Source organism: Chitinophaga polysaccharea (assembly GCF_007829335.1).
GTDB classification, from domain to species: Bacteria; Bacteroidota; Bacteroidia; order Chitinophagales; family Chitinophagaceae; genus Chitinophaga; species Chitinophaga polysaccharea_B.
This window is the reverse complement of record NZ_VIWO01000003.1, coordinates 273182-290717: the sequence shown is the minus strand read 5'-3', so window position 1 is coordinate 290717 and position 17536 is coordinate 273182. Positions and strand designations below refer to the sequence as shown.

The window sequence follows — 17536 nt, the reverse complement described above, 5'->3', positions numbered from 1 at the left end:
ACAAATACCTGCATATCAACCAAATTACGATAGCTACTTATGTCAGCCACTCCTTCATTCAAGCCTTCTATCAAGCTGCTGGATGCCACCATGATGGTGGCGGGCAGTATGATCGGTTCCGGAATATTTATTGTCAGCGCCGATATTACGCGGCATACCGGTAGCGCGGGCTGGCTATTGCTCGTATGGCTTATTACGGGCTTTATGACCCTTACCGCCGCGCTGAGCTATGGCGAGCTGAGTGGCATGTTTCCCCGCGCTGGCGGACAATATATATACCTGAAAGAAGCCTACAACCCGATGACGGCCTTCCTGTATGGCTGGAGTTTTTTTACGGTTATACAAACCGCAACCATTGCGGCCGTGGGGGTAGCCTTTGCCAAGTTCACCGCTTACCTGTTGCCGGTATTCAGTGAAGAAAATGTAGTGCTGCCACTGGGCAGCCTGCAGATCACGGCCGCACAGCTGTTGTCGATACTCGTCATTGTATTTCTCACGTATATGAATACACGGGGTATTGAGGGAGGTAAAACCATACAAACCACCTTCACCCTCACCAAATTAATCAGCCTGGGTGCGCTGATTGTGTGTGGACTGGTGGCCTTAAAGCCGGCGGTATGGCAGGCCAACTGGCAGGATGCCTGGCACCTGCATGCGTTAACTGATACCGGTACCGCTGCTTCCTATACTACCATGGCCGCTTTTGGCGCAATCGCGGCTGCTATGGTGGGGTCTGTATTCAGCAGCGACTCCTGGCATAATGTGGCTTTTGTAGCCGGCGAAATAAAGAATCCAAAACGGAATATAGGGTTAAGTTTATTCCTGGGTACCGCTATTGTAACCGTAGTTTACCTGCTCACCAATATTACCTATCTCTCCGTACTTCCTTTATCCGAAATAGCACATGCCCCTAAAGATCGTGTAGCCGTGTCCGTGTCACAGGCTGTGCTGGGAAATGCAGGCACGATAGTCATTGCCGTGATGATCATGGTATCTACTTTTGGATGTAACAACGGGTTGATACTGGCCGGTGCCCGGGTATATCATACCATGGCCAATGATGGTTTATTTTTCAAGCGGGCCGGCACACTCAACAAAGCGGCGGTACCATCTTTTGCGCTATGGATTCAATGTTTGCTGGCTTGTTTGTGGTGCTTAAGCGGCCGGTATGGCGACTTACTCGACATGATATCCTTTGTGGTGGTAGCTTTTTATATGCTTACCATTGCCGGTATTTTTATCCTGCGTAAGAAACGCCCCCATGCAGAGCGCCCCTATAAAGCATTTGGTTACCCGGTACTACCGATATTATATATTATTATGGGGCTGGCGTTTTGTGGGTTATTATTTATTTACAAGCCCAGGTTTACCTGGCCGGGATTGATCATTACTTTGTCGGGCATTCCTGTTTACTACCTGGCCAATAAACGCAAAAATGGCGAAGCAGCGGCTGTTTCCGCGCGGGAAACTGCAGATGCACAGCCTTAAAATTACCTGATAAACCAACCTTTGCCGGGGGCCCTTTAAGTGGTTCCCGGCTTTTATTTTGCCAATAAGTATTCCTTCTCCCCTGTTTCCACAGTTAATACTTATTTAATCCAGTATCAATCCCCGATAAAAAACTATACCCTTACATTTGTAAAATTCACTACCTTTCTGGCAACAGAAAAAAATTCTGTGCTTGTCAGCCAAAAAAAAGTGTATTTTTCGGTTGAACCAACCATGTTGTGAAGTGTGTACTGTGGGAGTGTAATACCAATAATCAACGGATCATCTGCGGTGTGGTCACCATCTGTCGAACTGTGAGAATGCTAATCGAGTAACCATGTCAACCTCTTTCATCCCATTTTTGTACGCCCGTTTATTTATCTAAATCTAACAATACCTACAACAGCAGCGTGCCATAACAATTTAGCAATCATTATTCGTCCACATTAAAAACCATATTACGCCGACAAAAAAACAGGCAACATCGCAAAAACGATTTAGCAAATTTTATTTTATCACCGCCAAAAAACAGCAAAGCGACAACAGAAAAGAACAAGCCGTATAACTGTTGCGATCACGTTTCTTCTATTCACGTCTTATTCATTTTATCATGAGGTATTCATTCACTGGAAAATTATGCTTTCTGATGGTCTTCTTATGTGCCGCTGCCAGCGCGGCTTTTGCCCAAAAGACCATTACCGGGAAAGTCACCGGAGCAGCTGACGGGCAAGGATTGCCCGGCGTAAACGTAACCGTACCCGGCACCAGCAATGGCGCCATCACCGATACAAAAGGGAACTACACCCTTTCTTTATCCGCGGGTGCTAAATCGGTTTTGTTCACGTTTATAGGCTATGAACCGCAAACAATCACCATTGGCGACAAAACAGTGATCAATGTATCCCTGGCCGCTACCACCAAAGGCCTGGGAGAAGTAGTGGTAGTAGGTTACGGTGTACAAACCCGCAGAGATGTGACCGGTACTATTGCTTCCGTGAAGGGATCCGATATTAAAAACATACCGGTACCGGATGCCGCACAAGCCATCCAGGGCCGCGTTTCCGGCGTGGACATCGTCCGCTCCGACGGCGCCCCCGGCAGCACCCCCTCTATTCGTATACGTGGTACCGGTACCATCAACAACGCCGATCCACTAATCATTATCGATGGCATCCCCGCCGGCGGACTCAGTGATGTAAACCCTAACGACATTGCCTCCATGGAAATACTCAAAGACGCCTCCTCTTCCGCGATCTACGGTACCCGGGCCGCCAATGGCGTAGTGATCATCACCACTAAAAAAGGTAACTATGGTGAAAAACTGAAAACCTCCGTTAACTTATACCGGGGCGTTTCCAACACCGTCCGCTATATTCCCCTGCTCACCGCACCCGAACTGGCCATGCTCAAACAGGAACGCTATACCAACGATGGCGTACCGGTAGATGCCATCTGGAAAGACGCGTATTATTCCACGCAGCGCACCGATTGGCAGCGCGCGCTATTGCGTTCCGGCGATATCACCAACGCTGACGTAAGCCTGCGCGGTGGCAACAGCAGCTCCAACTACCTGGTCAGCGCAGGGTACTACAAAGAAAATGGTATCATCACCAACTCCTATTTTCAACGCTACTCTGTTCGCATCAACTCAGAACACAAGCTGGGCAAGCGTTTTAAAGTAGGTGAAAACATGCAGCTGACGTACAAGAAAAGTAGCGGTCCGGATACCTATTCCAGCCAGACCGGCCTTATCTTCAGCGCCCTTCGCTTCAACCCTGCTATTCCCGTGCATAACCCGGATGGCAGCTATGGCAGCTCCAAAGCCAGCAATGAACTGGGCGATATCAACAACCCGGTATACACCGCGGAAACCACCGATACCTGGATTAAAAACTATCGCATGCTGGCCAGCGTATACGGCGAACTGGAAATTACCGACGGCCTCACCCTCCGCGGTAACTTCGGCTTCGATGGCTCCATGGCCAATCAATACAGCTTTGCGCCTAAAGTGCTGGATCAGACCAGGGCCCGCGACCACGCCGAATTATTTAACCGCAATGAAACTAATAATAACCAGCTCAGTGAAGTATTCCTGACTTACAACAAGGTATTTTCACAAGTGCACCACATCACCCTCACCGGCGGTTATTCCCAGCAAACCTTCAATGGCTCCTGGTTCCGGGGCGACCGCTGGGGCTATAACGACGAAGCGTTGGATCAACGGGTATTAAGCAATGGTAACGATATCCACGATGCAACCGGTAACTACTACGCCTCCAACGCCATCGCTTCCGGCTTTGTAAGAGGCTTCTATGGCTATAAAGACAAGTACCTGCTCACCGTTACCTTCCGCGCCGACGGTTCCTCCCGGTTTGCACCCGACCAACGCTGGGGCTATTTTCCCGCCTTTTCCGCAGGATGGCGCATTTCAGACGAAACCTTTTTCAAGGATAACGTGAAAGCCATCAGCAACCTGAAAATCACCGGCGGCTGGGGACAACTTGGTAACCAGAACGTGGCCGACTTCCAATACCTGGCACCTATCGATAAAGACAGACGCTATAACTTCGGTGAAAACCCGTACACCGGCGTGTGGAATTCCCGCCTGGCCAACCCTGATATTACCTGGGAAAAAGCAGAAATGACCAATATCAGCCTGGAAGCAGGTTTCCTCAACAACCGCCTGAACACCACCATCACCTGGTTTAACAAGAAAACCCGCGACATGCTGGTGCCAGCACCGGAGATGGACCTGCATGGTACTTCCGCTATCCCCGACCGTAACCTGGGACAGCTGAACAACAAAGGTTGGGAACTTGAAGCCAGCTACCAGGGCGGTAACGACCGTTTTCACTATAACATCAGCGCCAACGCTTCCTTCATCAAAAATGAAGTGACCAAGCTCTATGATCCTACTTCCTATATCGGCTCCACCCCTTATGGCCGCCAGGGACAGGAAATTTCCCGTACCTATGTAGGACAGCCGCTGGCCTCCTACTACGGTTGGAAAACAGATGGTATCTATCAAAACGATGCACAAATCAAGAGCGATCCGAATATTAAAAATGATCCCAACAAGGATAACATCAAACCCGGCGATGTCATTTTCGTTGACACCAACGGCGATGGTATCATCAATGAAAAAGACCGCGTTAACCTGGGCAGTCCCAATCCGAAAATGGTATACGGTATCCAGGCCAGCGCCGGCTACAAAGGATTTGACCTGAGCCTGTCCTTTGCCGGTGTAAGCGGCGTAAAGCTCTACAACGCCGATAAAATGCAGGGCATGGATCCCAACTATCCCTACAATATGTACGCCGATGCGCTCAACCGCTGGCATGGCGAAGGTACCAGCAACTCCGTACCCCGCATGACCCTGGGCAATGCTAACCAGAACAACCGCGTATCTGATCGCTTCGTGGAAAATGGTAATTACTTTGCCCTCAAAAATGCGTCCCTGGGATATACCATCCCAGCCAAAGTATGGGGCCGTAGCGGTATTTCCGATATCCATGTATATGTGGCAGCGCAAAACCTGTTTATCCTCACCAAATATTCAGGACTTACCCCACAACTGGGATACAGCACCTCCACCGACGGCGCTAACGGCACCAGGGATGGCAACAGGCAAAGAGGGGTAGACGTAGCCGCCTATCCACAGGCCAGGACCTTTACTTTTGGCGCTACGCTCAACTTTTGATTAACGGGAACTTAAATTGAATTATCATGAAACGGATCAAATATATACTCGCATTTTCCGCATTATTTATGGCAGGCTGTAAAAGCGTGCTCGATGTAAAACCCAAGGGGAACTACACTACCGGCAACTACTGGCGTAACCAGAGCGATGCAGTAGACGGTGTTACCGGTATCTATAACGTGTTACTGGAAGAAGATTATACCGGTTTCAACGAGTTTGTTTTTGACAACTGCTCCGACGACCAGGTACGCGGTGGTGACCACGACTACGATGCTGCCATCGAAGATTATAGCTATGACGCATCTACCTATAGTGTAAAAGTAGGCTGGAGATGGAAATATGAAACGATTAACCGCGCCAACAACGTACTGATCTACGTGCCTAAAATAACCGATATAGACCCGGCTATTAAAAACCGTTGCCTTGGAGAGGCCCATTTCTTCCGCGCCTTCGCCTACTGGCGACTGCTGCTGATTTATGGCGAAGCGCCAATGGTTACAGAGGACGACGTGGTGAAATCCAACTACAACAAACCTAAAGTAAGTGCAGATCAGCTGCGTGCCCAGATTGAAACCGATCTGCTGGCCGCCGCTGACCAGTTGCCCGAAAGCTACGGCGACGGTGATAAGGGCCGTGTCAGCAAAGGTACTGCCTGGGGCTTATTATGTAAGCTGTATATGAACTGGGAAAAGCTGGATAAAGCCATTGAAGTTGGCAATAAAGTGATTACCAATGCCAACTACAAACTGGCGCCCCGCTATGCAGATAATTTCAGCGTAGCCACCGGCAACAACAGCGAAATGCTGCTGGCCGTTCAAACCGTAGATGGTAGCGGTTATTCCGACTTCATCACCTATCACGCACCGAGGAATTGGAATGGCTGGAGCTTCTTCTACCCTACCAAAGGGTTGGTAGATGAATTTGAAGCCGGCGATCCCCGCAAAAACATCTGCATCATGCAGCCTGGTGACCAGGTAAACATTGGTACCGGTATAGCTACTTATAATGCAGCTGCCTCCTGGACAGGTTACCACTATAAGAAATTCTGTGCCTGGAAGCCTTCCGGTGGTTTAGACTATTCCTTAAAAACGCCGCTGATGCGTTCGGCCGACATCTACCTGCTGGTAGCCGAAGCTAAGATCCGCCTCAATGGCCCCGGCGCCGGCGATGCGGAAATCAAAGCCATACGTCAACGTGCTTCCGCCACACTGCCAGCCGTTACCAATGCCGGTATGAAAGAACTAATGCATGAACGCCGGGTAGAATTGTGCGGTGAAAATGAGCGTCAGCAGGACCTGCTGCGTTGGGATAAAGCTAAACTGGTAGATATCGTTGCCCTGAATGCCAAGCCGAAGTTGGCCTATGATGGCTCGGTAGTGACCCGTGGTGGTGCTCCCCGCAAGTTTACCCGTCCGAAGAATTACTTTTTCCCGATGCCGCAAACAGAAATCGATAGAAGTAAAGGCACTTTGATACAGAATCCGAATTATTAATCGGCATTCTACTAAAATAAAAATCCCGGTGGCAGGTAGCCACCGGGATTTTTATTTTAAGTGCACTATTATTTAGTGGAAAACTTATATACCGTAGTCTGTGAAAATGTTTCTCCTGGTTTCAGGACCACGCTGGGGAATGATGGCTGATTGGGAGAATCAGGGAAGTGTTGTGTTTCCAGGCAGAGGGCCGCATGTTGTCCATACTTTTGTCCCCCGCGGGTATTAGCCAGCGTACCATCCAGGAAATTGCCGGTATAAAACTGGATACCGGGTTGCGTAGTAGCCACTTCCATATAACGGCCACTGGTAGGGTCATACAGGGTAGCGATGGTTTCCAGTTCATTATCTTTCTTATCCAGTACCCAGTTGTGATCATAACCACCTTTTACCTTGTCGATATCGGCGCCAATTTTCTTAGGGGCGGTAAAGTCCATAGGCGTGCCTTTTACAGGGTCCAGCTTACCGGTAGGGATGAGTTTATCATTTACCGGCGTATAGCGACTGGCTTTGAGCGACAGCTCATGTCCGAGGATGTTGCTGTCTTTGCCTGCAGAGAGGTTAAAGTAAGCGTGGTTGGTGAGGTTGATAGGCGTTGGTTTATCGGTGGTAGCCTTATAGTTGATTTGCAGGGCATTATCAGCAGTGAGTGTATACACTACAGTAGCCTGTAAGGTACCAGGATAACCTTCTTCTCCATCTTTACTGGTGTAGGTGAGCTGCAGGCTGCTGTCGCCGGCCGGGGTGGCGCCCCATACTACCTTATCGAAGCCTTTGAGGCCACCATGGAGGGTATTACCGTGGTCATTGGCTGCCAGGGAATATTCTTTACCATCCAGTTTGAATTTAGCGTTGGCAATGCGGTTGGCATAACGGCCAATCAGCGCGCCAAAGTAAGGCTGGCCTTTCTGCTGGTAGCCGGACAGGGAGTCGTAAGATAAAACGACGTTGCCTTTCTGCCCATTCTTGTCAGCGGTAATAATATCTGTAATGATACCGCCATAGTTCAGTATTTTCACTTCCATGCCATGGGCATTCTTCAGGGTGTATTGCAGCACCTCCTGGCCATCCGACTGTCCGAATTTAGCGGGAGCAGAAGGGCTGGCAGTGGCGGTAGTTGATGTGGAGTCCTTATCTTCCTTTTTGGTACTTGCACCATTATTGCAGGACGCAATGAGGGTTCCACCGGAAATCAATAGGGCGGACAATGCCTTTAAGTTCATATCCATAACGTATTTTGGTATTAAGTGAAAAAAGAGTGTCTAAATATCGGGATAATCTTGCTACAATCAAATAAATTTATTTGAAATTTATTGTCAAATTAACAATTAAAAACGTGATTGATTAAAATACGTGTACTATCTGTCAATAATTAAAAAGTAAGTATACGGGGTGGTAGCTAGCTTTAGCCTTGTTAAACATTGACGACATGAAAAGACTGATCATTCTCTGCCTGTTACTGGCGGGCGGCCTGCAAAGCTATTACAGCGCGCAGGCACAATCCTATGTTCCCGGATGGAAAGAAAGTAAGATGAAAGTGTTGCCGGCTGTAGACATTAAAGCATATCCTTTTCCTATATCGGATGTTACTTTATCTGATGGTCCCTTCAAAACCGCCATGCTGGCTGATGCACATTATCTGCTTAAAATAGATCCGGACAGGCTGTTGTCGGCATTCCGTTCCAATGCTGGCCTGGAGCCTAAAGGCAAACAATATGGCGGTTGGGAAACCGGCGGCCTGGCGGGTCATACCATGGGGCATTACCTTTCGGCCTGTGCCATGCAATACGCCGCTACGAAAGATACAGCGTACCTGAACCGGGTCAACTACCTCGTGAGTGAACTGGCCATTTGCCAGGACAAACGCGGGAATGGCTACATTGGCGCTTTTCCCAACGATAATAAATTATGGTCGGAGATTGCCGCCGGCGATATCCGCTCCCGGGGCTTTGACCTGAACGGCGGCTGGTCGCCCTGGTATACCGTGCATAAAATTATGGCCGGCCTGCTGGACGCCTGGCTATATTGCGATAATGCTACTGCCCTAAAAGTGAATAAACGCCTGGCCGACTGGACCGGCAATATCATTAAAAACCTCTCGGAAGAGCAGATGCAAAAAATGCTGATCTGCGAATACGGCGGCATGGCGGAAACACTGGCCAATACCTATGCCCTCAGCGGCGATAAAAAATACCTGGATCTCTCCTATCGCTTTTATGATAAACGGATCCTGGATTCTTTAGCTATCGGGAGAGATATTTTACCAGGTAAACATTCCAATACCCAGATCCCCAAGGCCATTGCCAGCATACGCAGGTACGAACTGAATAAAGATGCCAAAGACGCTGCCATCGCCAAATATTTCTGGGAAGTGGTAACCCGGGATCACTCCTACGCCAACGGGGGCAACAGCAACTATGAATACTTTGGCCCTGCCCGCCATCTCAACGACGCTTTAACCGACAACACTACCGAAACCTGCAATACCTATAACATGCTGAAGCTGACAAGACACCTGTTTGCCTTGTCGCCACAGGCCCGGTTAATGGACTATTACGAAAAGGCACTGTACAACCATATCCTGGCTTCACAAAACCACGAAACCGGTATGATGTGCTACTTTATACCCCTCCGTATGGGTGGCCGTAAAGAATACAGCGACGAATTTGAAACCTTCACCTGTTGCGTAGGCTCCGGCATGGAAAACCATGTAAAATATGGAGAGAGCATTTACTATCGAGGGGAAGACGGCAGCCTGTATGTGAACCTCTTTATTCCTTCTGTACTAAACTGGCAAGAAAAAGGTGTTACCGTAACACAGACCTCCACCCTGCCAGCAGATAATCGTGTAGCCCTTACCGTTACCACGCGCAAAGCAAACGCCTTTACCCTGCGTATCCGTAAACCAGCCTGGGCCCGCCCCGGCATCAGCCTGCAGGTAAACGGACAGCAGGTACCGCAGACAACAGATGAAAGTGGCTATCTTACCATCACCCGTACCTGGAAAAACAACGACCGGGTATTGCTCACTTTACCGGCCGATGTATATACAGAAGCGATGCCTGACAATCCTAATCGCCAGGCGCTGTTCTATGGCCCCGTATTGTTATCGGGTATACTGGGAGAAAAAGAGCCCGACCCGGTAAGCGGAGTGCCCGTATTGGTAACGGCCAATCAAACCCCCGATACCTGGATCAAGCGTGTCAACAACCGCGAGCTCAGCTTCCGTTCCGCCGGCACCGGCCAGCCGCAGGATGTTACCCTGGTGCCTTTCAACACCACCCGCAATGAGTATTACACTGTGTATTGGGATGTATTTAGCCCCGATAGCTGGAAACAACAACAGGCAGTATATGCGGCGGAAAAGAAAAAGCAACAGGAGCTGGATGCCCGCACCACCGATATCCTGCGCCCGGGCGAAATGCAGCCCGAACGCGATCACAATTTTACCGGCGAAAAAACCACTACCGAAGAAGAGCATGGCCGCAAATGGCGCATCGCCTGGCCCGAAGGATATTTTGCCTTTACCATGAAAGTAGATCCACAGGCCACGCATACACTGCAATGTACCTACTGGGGCATGGATAACCGCGGCAGAACCTTCGATATCGTGGTAGACGGTACTACCATTGCCACTGAAGATATCAACAAGTACAAAGGCAGCCGCTTCTATGACATTTCTTATCCTATCCCGGCGCACCTCACCAAAGGCAAACAACAGGTACAGATCCGCTTTGTGCCTAAAGCCAACAACAGTGCAGGTCCCTTGTACGGATGCAGGATGATCAAAGATTAATACACTACCGGCCACCCATTCTTCCATTGAATGGGGGCCGTTCTTAATACCGGTTTTCCCTGGTTAACGGCATCATAGGCATGAAACACCAGGTAGTCGGTGCTATCCAGTTTAAACAGCTTTATCCCCCCCAGAAGGAGCCCAAACTCAGCCAGGGCACTCCGGCCCCGTCCAGGATAAAATCGGGGTCTATAGCGTTCCAGGCATCTCTTCCGGGCACTGACTGTACCACCATGCCTTTATCGATCCATTTATAATCGGGTGACGCACGATTCAAGGTCTTATTAACGGCCACGCCTATCGCAGACCTGTTTTTACCAAAGGTGGATACCGCGTAGTACAGGTAATACCATCCCTTATAATAGCTGATATCCGGCGCCCATAAATGCCCTTTAAAACTTGGTATCGCAGCAACGGTCCAGCCGGGCACACTATCAAATACGGGAGGCTGCAGTTGCCAGTTGTTCAGTTCTGCAGAACGGTACACCGTAATGCCATTTCCCCTACAGAAAAGATACCAGGTGCTATCTTGGCGGATGATCACCGGGTCGTGTACATACTGGGCCTGGCTGACTGTGAAGAGGAACAGGAAGCCGATAATTAGTGCTTTATTCATAGTAAAATGGAATAAAAAAACCGTTGACACCTGTCAACGGTTATAACAATATGTCAAGAGACAACTACGGATTTATCTTTGTGCGGATCACATAAAAAGACCAGGGCGCCATGGTAGTTTTAATCGTTTTGCGGCGGGTGTCGATGGTCTTTTCTGTAGGTGCAATATGGGTAGGCGCGTCCAATGAATTCAGCGCCTGCAGATCGTTGCTTTGCAGCGTAATAAGGCGGCTGCTGGCAGCCAGCCCTTTCACGCCCTGCACGGCTACTTCCACCGGAACGGGCGTAGCAGCAGCATTCACCATTTTCACTACCAGCTCCCCGGTGGCCTTGTCGAGTACCGCAGAAGCATATACGCTGTCTTGTCCGGTGATTACCTGGTTTCCTTTCAGCATGGATACAACTTCCGATCCTTTATGGTTGGCGTAGAGCTTTTGTACATAGTAGTTGGGCGTACCGTAAGACCGCAGGTTATCGAACCAGATCAGGTCCGGCGCCCATTGCCAGCCATCTACATGTGCCAGCAGCGGCGCATAGGAGGCCATCACCACTACATCGGTGTTGCGCTCCAGGCCTGTCATAAACGCGGCTTCCGCCAGGGCCGCCTGCCAGGAGTTTTTATTGGCCCCATTATCTTTGGTATGCGCTGCATACTCGCCGGCAAAGATCTTAGGGCCTTTACGGTCGTAATGATCGTAGCGACCTGCATTGCTCAAAAACCATCCGGGTGAGCTGTAGTAGTGCTCATCCAGGATGTCGGCATTCAGGCGGCGGAGCGTATCATTCAGGAACTCGAATTTATCGCCATCGGGACTGGGCCCCAGGCTATTCACCAACTTGATGTCGGGGTATTTATCTTTGATGGCTTTTGCAAAAATAGTATAGCGTTCCACATACTGAGGCCCCCATTGTTCGTTGCCCACGCCCAGCATTTTCAGGTGGAACGGCTCAGGGTGTCCCATTTTGGCGCGCAATGCGCCCCATTTGGTGTGGGTATCGCCATTGGCAAATTCCACGAGGTCGAGTGCATCCTGGATATAAGGCTGCAGCTCATTAACGGCTACTACTTCCCCGCTGTTATACTGACAAGCCATGCCACAGTTGAGAATAGGCAGCGGCGATGCACCGATGTCTTCCGCCAGCTGGAAATATTCAAAAAATCCCAATCCGAACGACTGGTAGTAATCCGGTGTGGCGCGGTGTGCAAACTCCGTATTCCAGCGGTTGATGATCAGTTCGCGATCGTTCACATCACCTACAGTTTTCTTCCATTGATAACGGTTGGTCAGCTCCTTTCCTTCTACAATACAACCGCCGGGGAAACGCAGGAAACCCGGGTGCAGGTCGACCAGCAATTGCACCAGGTCGGCTCTCAGCCCGTTGCTGCGTTCTTTCCAGGTATGCTGTGGAAACAGGGAAATCATGTCGGCGTCAAGAATACCCGGTCCGCTGAATGCTACCTGCAATTTGGCTTTGGCCACGGTAGCGGATGCAGTAAATGATGCTTTATAAAGCTGCCATTCACTACCCTGGGGCGATACAACTGCATTGCCGATCTCTTTCCCGGATTCATCCAGCAGGGCTATCCTGATCTTTACCGGTGTACTGCCCTGTTGACGGGCATATACAGAAAAATTATATTGCTCGCCGGCTTTAATACCCATACCACGGAAGCCTTCATTCACCATATCAAAACTGCGTGTGCCCGTTACTGTTATTCGCGCAAAGCGGGGATTGGAAGGATGGGTATCATGCCGATTCACCACCAGTACATTGCCGTTAGCCGCCGTTTCCTTCGGGATACTCCAGCCCATCAGGGGAGTATTGAATTCGAAGGAGCGGTTTTTCACCAGTTCTGCATAAATACCGCCATCGGCACTGAGGTTGATATCCTCGAAGAAAATCCCCCACATATGGGGTGCTACGGGCGCTTTTACCTCGTTGGCCTTTATGGTAAATTGCAGTGACTGTTGCGCTACCGACGGGAAGGTATACATGCCCATCAACAAAGCCGCTGTTGTAATAATACGTTCTGTTTTCATATGTGGTGATTACTTTTTTCACACTCCCGCTTCCGGAGTAGCGGCCAATGGCCATGAAAATAAAAAAGGGACGATAGCAAAAATACAGTCGTCCATTTCATATACGGTGTTTTAAAAATTTATATCAGTCATTAATTGAATATCTCTATTAATTGTCAAATAAACAATTATAAAAAAATGTATAAAAAAGTGTTCCGAAGAACACGTTCACTATCCCCTTGCATTGCGTGGGCCTAAGTTACGGAAGTTTTTTAATTGTTTAGCAAACACGTAAAAACTTATATTTCACTTACACCCCGTTTGTAGCGGCCAATACATGCGGATCCGGCACGAAATTGAGGAAAGCATGGAAATTAGCGTTATACTTCTTACGGTCAATCTTGTAGTAAAAAGCGCCTTTTTTTGAGCTGAGTTTATCTTTGTCTGCCAGCTTTACCAGCAATTTGGTAGACAGGATCTTACGACTGAAATTACCCTTATCGAAGGCCGCGTTATAAACAGATTCATAAAGGTGCTGCAATTGCGGAATGGTAAACTTACCTGGCAGCAGTTCCAGCAACAGCGGATGCAGCGCAGCTTTATACCGCAGCTTTTCCTTGGCCTGGTCTACCATCTGTTTATGATCGAAGATCAGTTCCGGGTGATGGTTGATAGGAAACCACACGGCATGAAAATCTTCGTTCAGCTGCTGTTTATATTTTTGTATATCAATCAGGGCGGTATAAGCCACCGATACGGTACGTTCTACCGTATCGCGGGAAGGGGAACTAAATGTATGCAGTTGTTCCATATAGATGCCATCCAGCCCGGTCAGGTCCTTCAACACCCTGCTGGCGGCATCCTCCGCGCTTTCACTCTCCTGTACGAATCCACCAACCAGGCTCCATTGTCCTTTGAAAGGCTCAAAGCCCCTTTGTATCAGCAGCAATTTCAGCTCTTGTCCGTCAAATCCAAAAATAATACAGTCAACAGCGAATAATAAGCGACTTTGCTGCGAATATCTTTTCATAGCGATTGATTAAACAATAAAAATACAAATTAAGTTTAGCCCCGCGAAACACGGGGCTAAAAAAGATAGTCGCCACAGCTGTTACCAGAAACGTATATACAAAGCAGATAGTAACAGTAACGTTACAACGATCAGCACGGTTGTAGCAGGACTGATCCTGAACATACCTTTGTCGAATATAAATGCCTTCGGATTTACCTTAGGGCCCGCGAGGCTGATGGCGATCATGACGATCATGGTAAACAGGAAAGCCAGGCCCATACAGATCAGGAAAGGAATTTCGTAGCCGCCTTTAGCATTGGGGTAAGCGGTATAGAAAATCGTTTCATGTCCCAGCACCGCCGGCGCAAACTGGTTGAAGAACACGCAAAGAGTAAAACCGGTAACAATACCTGCCACCGCTGCTGCGCCGGTAGTTCGTTTCCAGAACATACCCAGCAGGAACATGGCAAATACACCGGGGCTGATAAAGCCGGTATATTTCTGGATGAAGGTGAACCCACCAGCTCCGCCTATGCCCAGCAAATCATTCCAGGTAAACAGGATAGCCAGCACCATGGCTGCTACCACTGTAATGCGACCGGTCCACACCAGCTTGGCTTCCGAGGCATCCTGGCGGATGTATTTACGATAAATATCCAGGGTAAAAATAGTAGAGATACTGTTGGCCTTACCTGCCAGGGAAGCTACGATCGCTGCTGTTAAAGCGGCTATCGACAATCCTTTCAGGCCGGAAGGCAGAAAGCCGAGAATAGCGGCATATGCCCCATCTTTATTCTCCAGTCCCGGTAAATGGCCATTCTTCTGTAACACGTATGCTGCTATACCGGGCAGCATGACGATAATAGGCATCATAATTTTCAACAGACCGGCAAACATAATCCCGTTTCGGGCGGTTTGCAGGTTAGCGCCCAGCGCGCGTTGGGTGATATACTGGTTACAACCCCAATAGTTGAGGTTCACAATCCACTGCCCGGCTGCATACATCAGTATACCGGGAAGTACCAGGTATTTGTTGATATATTCCTGGGAAGAGGAGGCATCCGGCTTGGCAAGGATCATATGAAAATGATCGGGCGCATCTTTCATCAGCGCGCCGAAGCCGGCAATCGCATCATGTCCCAATCCAAATTTCTCGCTTACCATGGTCAATGCCATATAGGTAGTGGCCAACCCACCGATAATCAATACTCCCACCTGTATCACGTCGGTATACCCGATAACCTTCATACCTCCCAGGGTAATGATCACCGCAAAAACCGACAGCGCAATCATCACTATATGCAGGTATTGGCCGCCCAGCAGTCCATTGATGGCCAGTGCGCCCAGGTATAAAATGGAGGTGAGGTTAACAAACACATAGAGGAACAGCCAGAAAATTGCCATGATCAGCGCCACTGTTTCATTGTAGCGCGTTTTCAGGAATTGCGGCATGGTATAAATTTTATTCTTCAGGTAGATGGGAATAAACCAGACGGCGATAATGATGAGGGCAATGGCGGCGATCCACTCATAGGCGGCTACCGCTATTCCTACAAAATAACCATCGCCACTCATGCCGATAAACTGTTCGGCCGAAATATTGGAGGCAATCAGGGAGGCGCCAATGGCCCACCAGGTGAGGGACCCTTCGGCCAGGAAGAAGTCTTTTGTATCAGTAGCCGCTTTTTTCTTCTTCCGGTATATCCAATAACCATAGGTGGCAACGATGACGAAATAAATAACAAAGACGATGATATCGCCAATGGAAAGTATATTTTTCATAACGGGTAATTTGTGTACCTTTTAGCGGTTGGCAATCAGCATTGGGCTTATGCGTGTTGAAAGATCGGTTGATATAGCGGCGGTAGGGCAGCAGACATCTCTATATTATTCAAATACCTGCTGCCCATCGCCCGCATTTAGTAGCTCCGGTAGCTGGCGTCATTCCAGCGCAGCTCATTCTTAAACTCGCGGAGATCGGTACCTTTACCTATCAGCGCCAGTTCTATTCCGGCCATTTCTGCAAAGTCCTGCATATGCACGGAGGTAAGGTTTTGGCTATAGCAGGTATGGTGGGCACCTCCTGCCAGAATCCAGGCAGTACAGCCTTTCTTCATGTCTGGATATGGTTTCCACAATACTCTCGCTACCGGCAGTTTAGGCAGATCCTGTGGCGGCAATACCGCTTCTACCTCATTTACCAGTAAACGGAAACGGTTACCCATATCCACCAGGGAAGCGTTGATAGCGGGACCTGCGGCCGCATTGAATACCAGTCGCACCGGATCGGCTTTACCGCCTATTCCCAGCGGATGTTTCTCACAGGAAGGTTTACCGGCTGCAATCGACTCGCAGATTTCCAGCATATGTGAACCCAGTACCATCGGGTTGGCCGGGTCAAAATGATAAGTATAGTCTTCCATAAAAGAGTTACCACCGGCTAACCCGCTACCCATTACCTTCATCGCTCTTACCAGTGCCGCTGTTTTCCAGTCGCCCTCACCGGCAAAACCATAACCTGCCTTCATGAGCCGTTGTACGGCAATACCCGGCAGCTGGATCATGCCATGTAAGTCTTCAAACGTATCGGAAAAGCCTTTATAATTACCTGCTTCCAGGAATGCCTTCAATCCCAGCTCTATCCTGGCTGCATCTTTCAGGGCTGCGTCCTGCAGCAGCGCTGCAGAAATTGTATAGGTGCCGGCATATTCCTTCACCAGGGCATTCACTTCGCTATCTCCAATACTATTGATCACGGCTACCAGGTCGCCTATACCATGCGTATTGCAGGAAAAGCCCAGTTTTGATTCTGCTTCTACTTTATCGCCATCAGTTACTGCCACAAAGCGCATATTGTCGCCAAAGCGTACAAAACGCGCGCCCTGCCAGTCGTTCCAGCCGGCGGCTACCCGGGCCCAGCCACCCAGTTCTTCCAGTACTTCGGGGTCTTGCCAGTGACCGGTAATCACTTTGCGGTTCATGCGCATACGGCTCATCATAAATCCAAACTCCCGGTCACCATGTGCGCTCTGGTTCAGGTTCATGAAGTCCATATCTATTTCCTTCCAGGGAATATCGCGGTTAAACTGCGTATGCAGGTGGCAGATAGGCTTCGCCAGCGCTTTCAGGCCACGGATCCACATTTTAGCCGGTGAAAAAGTATGCATCCAGGTCACGATACCGATACAGTTCTTAGCAGCATTGGCCTCCATGCAAACGGCATAAATTTCATCCGGTGTTTTTACGGTAGGCTTGTATACTACGGTAACGGGTATACGCGCATCGTTATTGAGGGAAGCTGCTATCTCCTGGCTATGTGCCGCTACCTGTTTCAGTGTTTCTTCTCCGTATAAATGCTGGCTACCGGTTACAAACCAGATCTCAAAATTTTTCAGATTCGTCATGTTGTTT

The 17536-nt window shown here is 49.2% G+C and carries 10 protein-coding genes; 4 read left to right on the top strand and 6 right to left on the bottom strand.

The window, feature by feature from the left end:
• Positions 1-39 precede the first annotated feature (39 nt).
• The 3 genes from FHW36_RS12820 to FHW36_RS12810 all read left to right on the top strand — a co-directional run bounded on the left by FHW36_RS12820 (position 40) and on the right by FHW36_RS12810 (position 6681).
• Positions 40-1488, top strand: a complete 1449-nt coding sequence (locus tag FHW36_RS12820) for an APC family permease (protein WP_145669058.1) — start codon at positions 40-42, stop codon at positions 1486-1488.
• Positions 1489-2134: 646 nt separating this feature from the next.
• Positions 2135-5188: a SusC/RagA family TonB-linked outer membrane protein gene (locus FHW36_RS12815; RefSeq protein WP_186452415.1), complete on the top strand. Its 3054-nt coding sequence runs from the start codon at positions 2135-2137 to the stop codon at positions 5186-5188.
• A gap of 26 nt (positions 5189-5214) precedes the next feature.
• Positions 5215-6681 carry a RagB/SusD family nutrient uptake outer membrane protein gene (locus FHW36_RS12810; protein ID WP_145669052.1) on the top strand — a complete coding sequence of 489 codons (1467 nt, stop codon included), beginning with the start codon at positions 5215-5217 and terminating at the stop codon, positions 6679-6681.
• Positions 6682-6749: 68 nt separating this feature from the next.
• Here the strand turns inward: FHW36_RS12810 and FHW36_RS12805 are convergent, their stop codons facing one another.
• Positions 6750-7910, bottom strand: coding sequence for an aldose epimerase family protein (locus FHW36_RS12805; RefSeq protein ID WP_222429064.1), 1161 nt, complete (start codon positions 7908-7910; stop codon positions 6750-6752).
• A gap of 200 nt (positions 7911-8110) precedes the next feature.
• On the opposite strand from FHW36_RS12805, the gene FHW36_RS12800 reads away from it, so the two are divergent.
• Positions 8111-10477 (top strand): glycoside hydrolase family 127 protein, encoded by a 2367-nt coding sequence (locus FHW36_RS12800; protein ID WP_145669049.1) that lies wholly within the window; start codon positions 8111-8113, stop codon positions 10475-10477.
• A 121-nt stretch (positions 10478-10598) separates the two neighbouring features.
• On the opposite strand, the gene FHW36_RS12795 is transcribed toward FHW36_RS12800, so the two are convergent.
• The 5 genes from FHW36_RS12795 to araA all read right to left on the bottom strand — a co-directional run bounded on the left by FHW36_RS12795 (position 10599) and on the right by araA (position 17529).
• Entirely contained in the window at positions 10599-11093 is a 495-nt protein-coding gene (locus tag FHW36_RS12795) for a family 43 glycosylhydrolase (protein ID WP_145669046.1), read from the bottom strand.
• Between the two features lie 64 nt (positions 11094-11157).
• The gene (locus FHW36_RS12790; RefSeq protein WP_145669043.1) at positions 11158-13134 is read right to left on the bottom strand and encodes an alpha-L-arabinofuranosidase C-terminal domain-containing protein; all 1977 of its coding nucleotides are present in this window, start codon (positions 13132-13134) and stop codon (positions 11158-11160) included.
• A 289-nt stretch (positions 13135-13423) separates the two neighbouring features.
• Entirely contained in the window at positions 13424-14143 is a 720-nt protein-coding gene (locus tag FHW36_RS12785) for an NUDIX hydrolase (RefSeq protein ID WP_145669040.1), read from the bottom strand.
• An 81-nt stretch (positions 14144-14224) separates the two neighbouring features.
• On the bottom strand, positions 14225-15907 hold the full coding sequence (locus FHW36_RS12780) for a sodium:solute symporter family transporter (protein ID WP_145669037.1): 1683 nt from the start codon (positions 15905-15907) through the stop codon (positions 14225-14227).
• A 137-nt stretch (positions 15908-16044) separates the two neighbouring features.
• Positions 16045-17529 carry an L-arabinose isomerase gene (araA, locus tag FHW36_RS12775; protein ID WP_145669034.1) on the bottom strand — a complete coding sequence of 495 codons (1485 nt, stop codon included), beginning with the start codon at positions 17527-17529 and terminating at the stop codon, positions 16045-16047.
• Positions 17530-17536: the final 7 nt, after the last annotated feature.

Excerpts from the sequence above, each read along its gene's own strand:
- FHW36_RS12810 (WP_145669052.1), top strand. The coding sequence starts at position 5,215 with ATGAAACGGATCAAATATATACTCGCATTTTCCGCATTATTTATGGCA.
- FHW36_RS12795 (WP_145669046.1), bottom strand. The coding sequence starts at position 11,093 with ATGAATAAAGCACTAATTATCGGCTTCCTGTTCCTCTTCACAGTCAGC.
- FHW36_RS12780 (WP_145669037.1), bottom strand. The coding sequence starts at position 15,907 with ATGAAAAATATACTTTCCATTGGCGATATCATCGTCTTTGTTATTTAT.
- FHW36_RS12800 (WP_145669049.1), top strand. The coding sequence starts at position 8,111 with ATGAAAAGACTGATCATTCTCTGCCTGTTACTGGCGGGCGGCCTGCAA.
- FHW36_RS12815 (WP_186452415.1), top strand. The coding sequence starts at position 2,135 with ATGGTCTTCTTATGTGCCGCTGCCAGCGCGGCTTTTGCCCAAAAGACC.
- FHW36_RS12785 (WP_145669040.1), bottom strand. The coding sequence starts at position 14,143 with ATGAAAAGATATTCGCAGCAAAGTCGCTTATTATTCGCTGTTGACTGT.
- FHW36_RS12790 (WP_145669043.1), bottom strand. The coding sequence starts at position 13,134 with ATGAAAACAGAACGTATTATTACAACAGCGGCTTTGTTGATGGGCATG.
- FHW36_RS12820 (WP_145669058.1), top strand. The coding sequence starts at position 40 with ATGTCAGCCACTCCTTCATTCAAGCCTTCTATCAAGCTGCTGGATGCC.
- araA (WP_145669034.1), bottom strand. The coding sequence starts at position 17,529 with ATGACGAATCTGAAAAATTTTGAGATCTGGTTTGTAACCGGTAGCCAG.
- FHW36_RS12805 (WP_222429064.1), bottom strand. The coding sequence starts at position 7,910 with ATGGATATGAACTTAAAGGCATTGTCCGCCCTATTGATTTCCGGTGGA.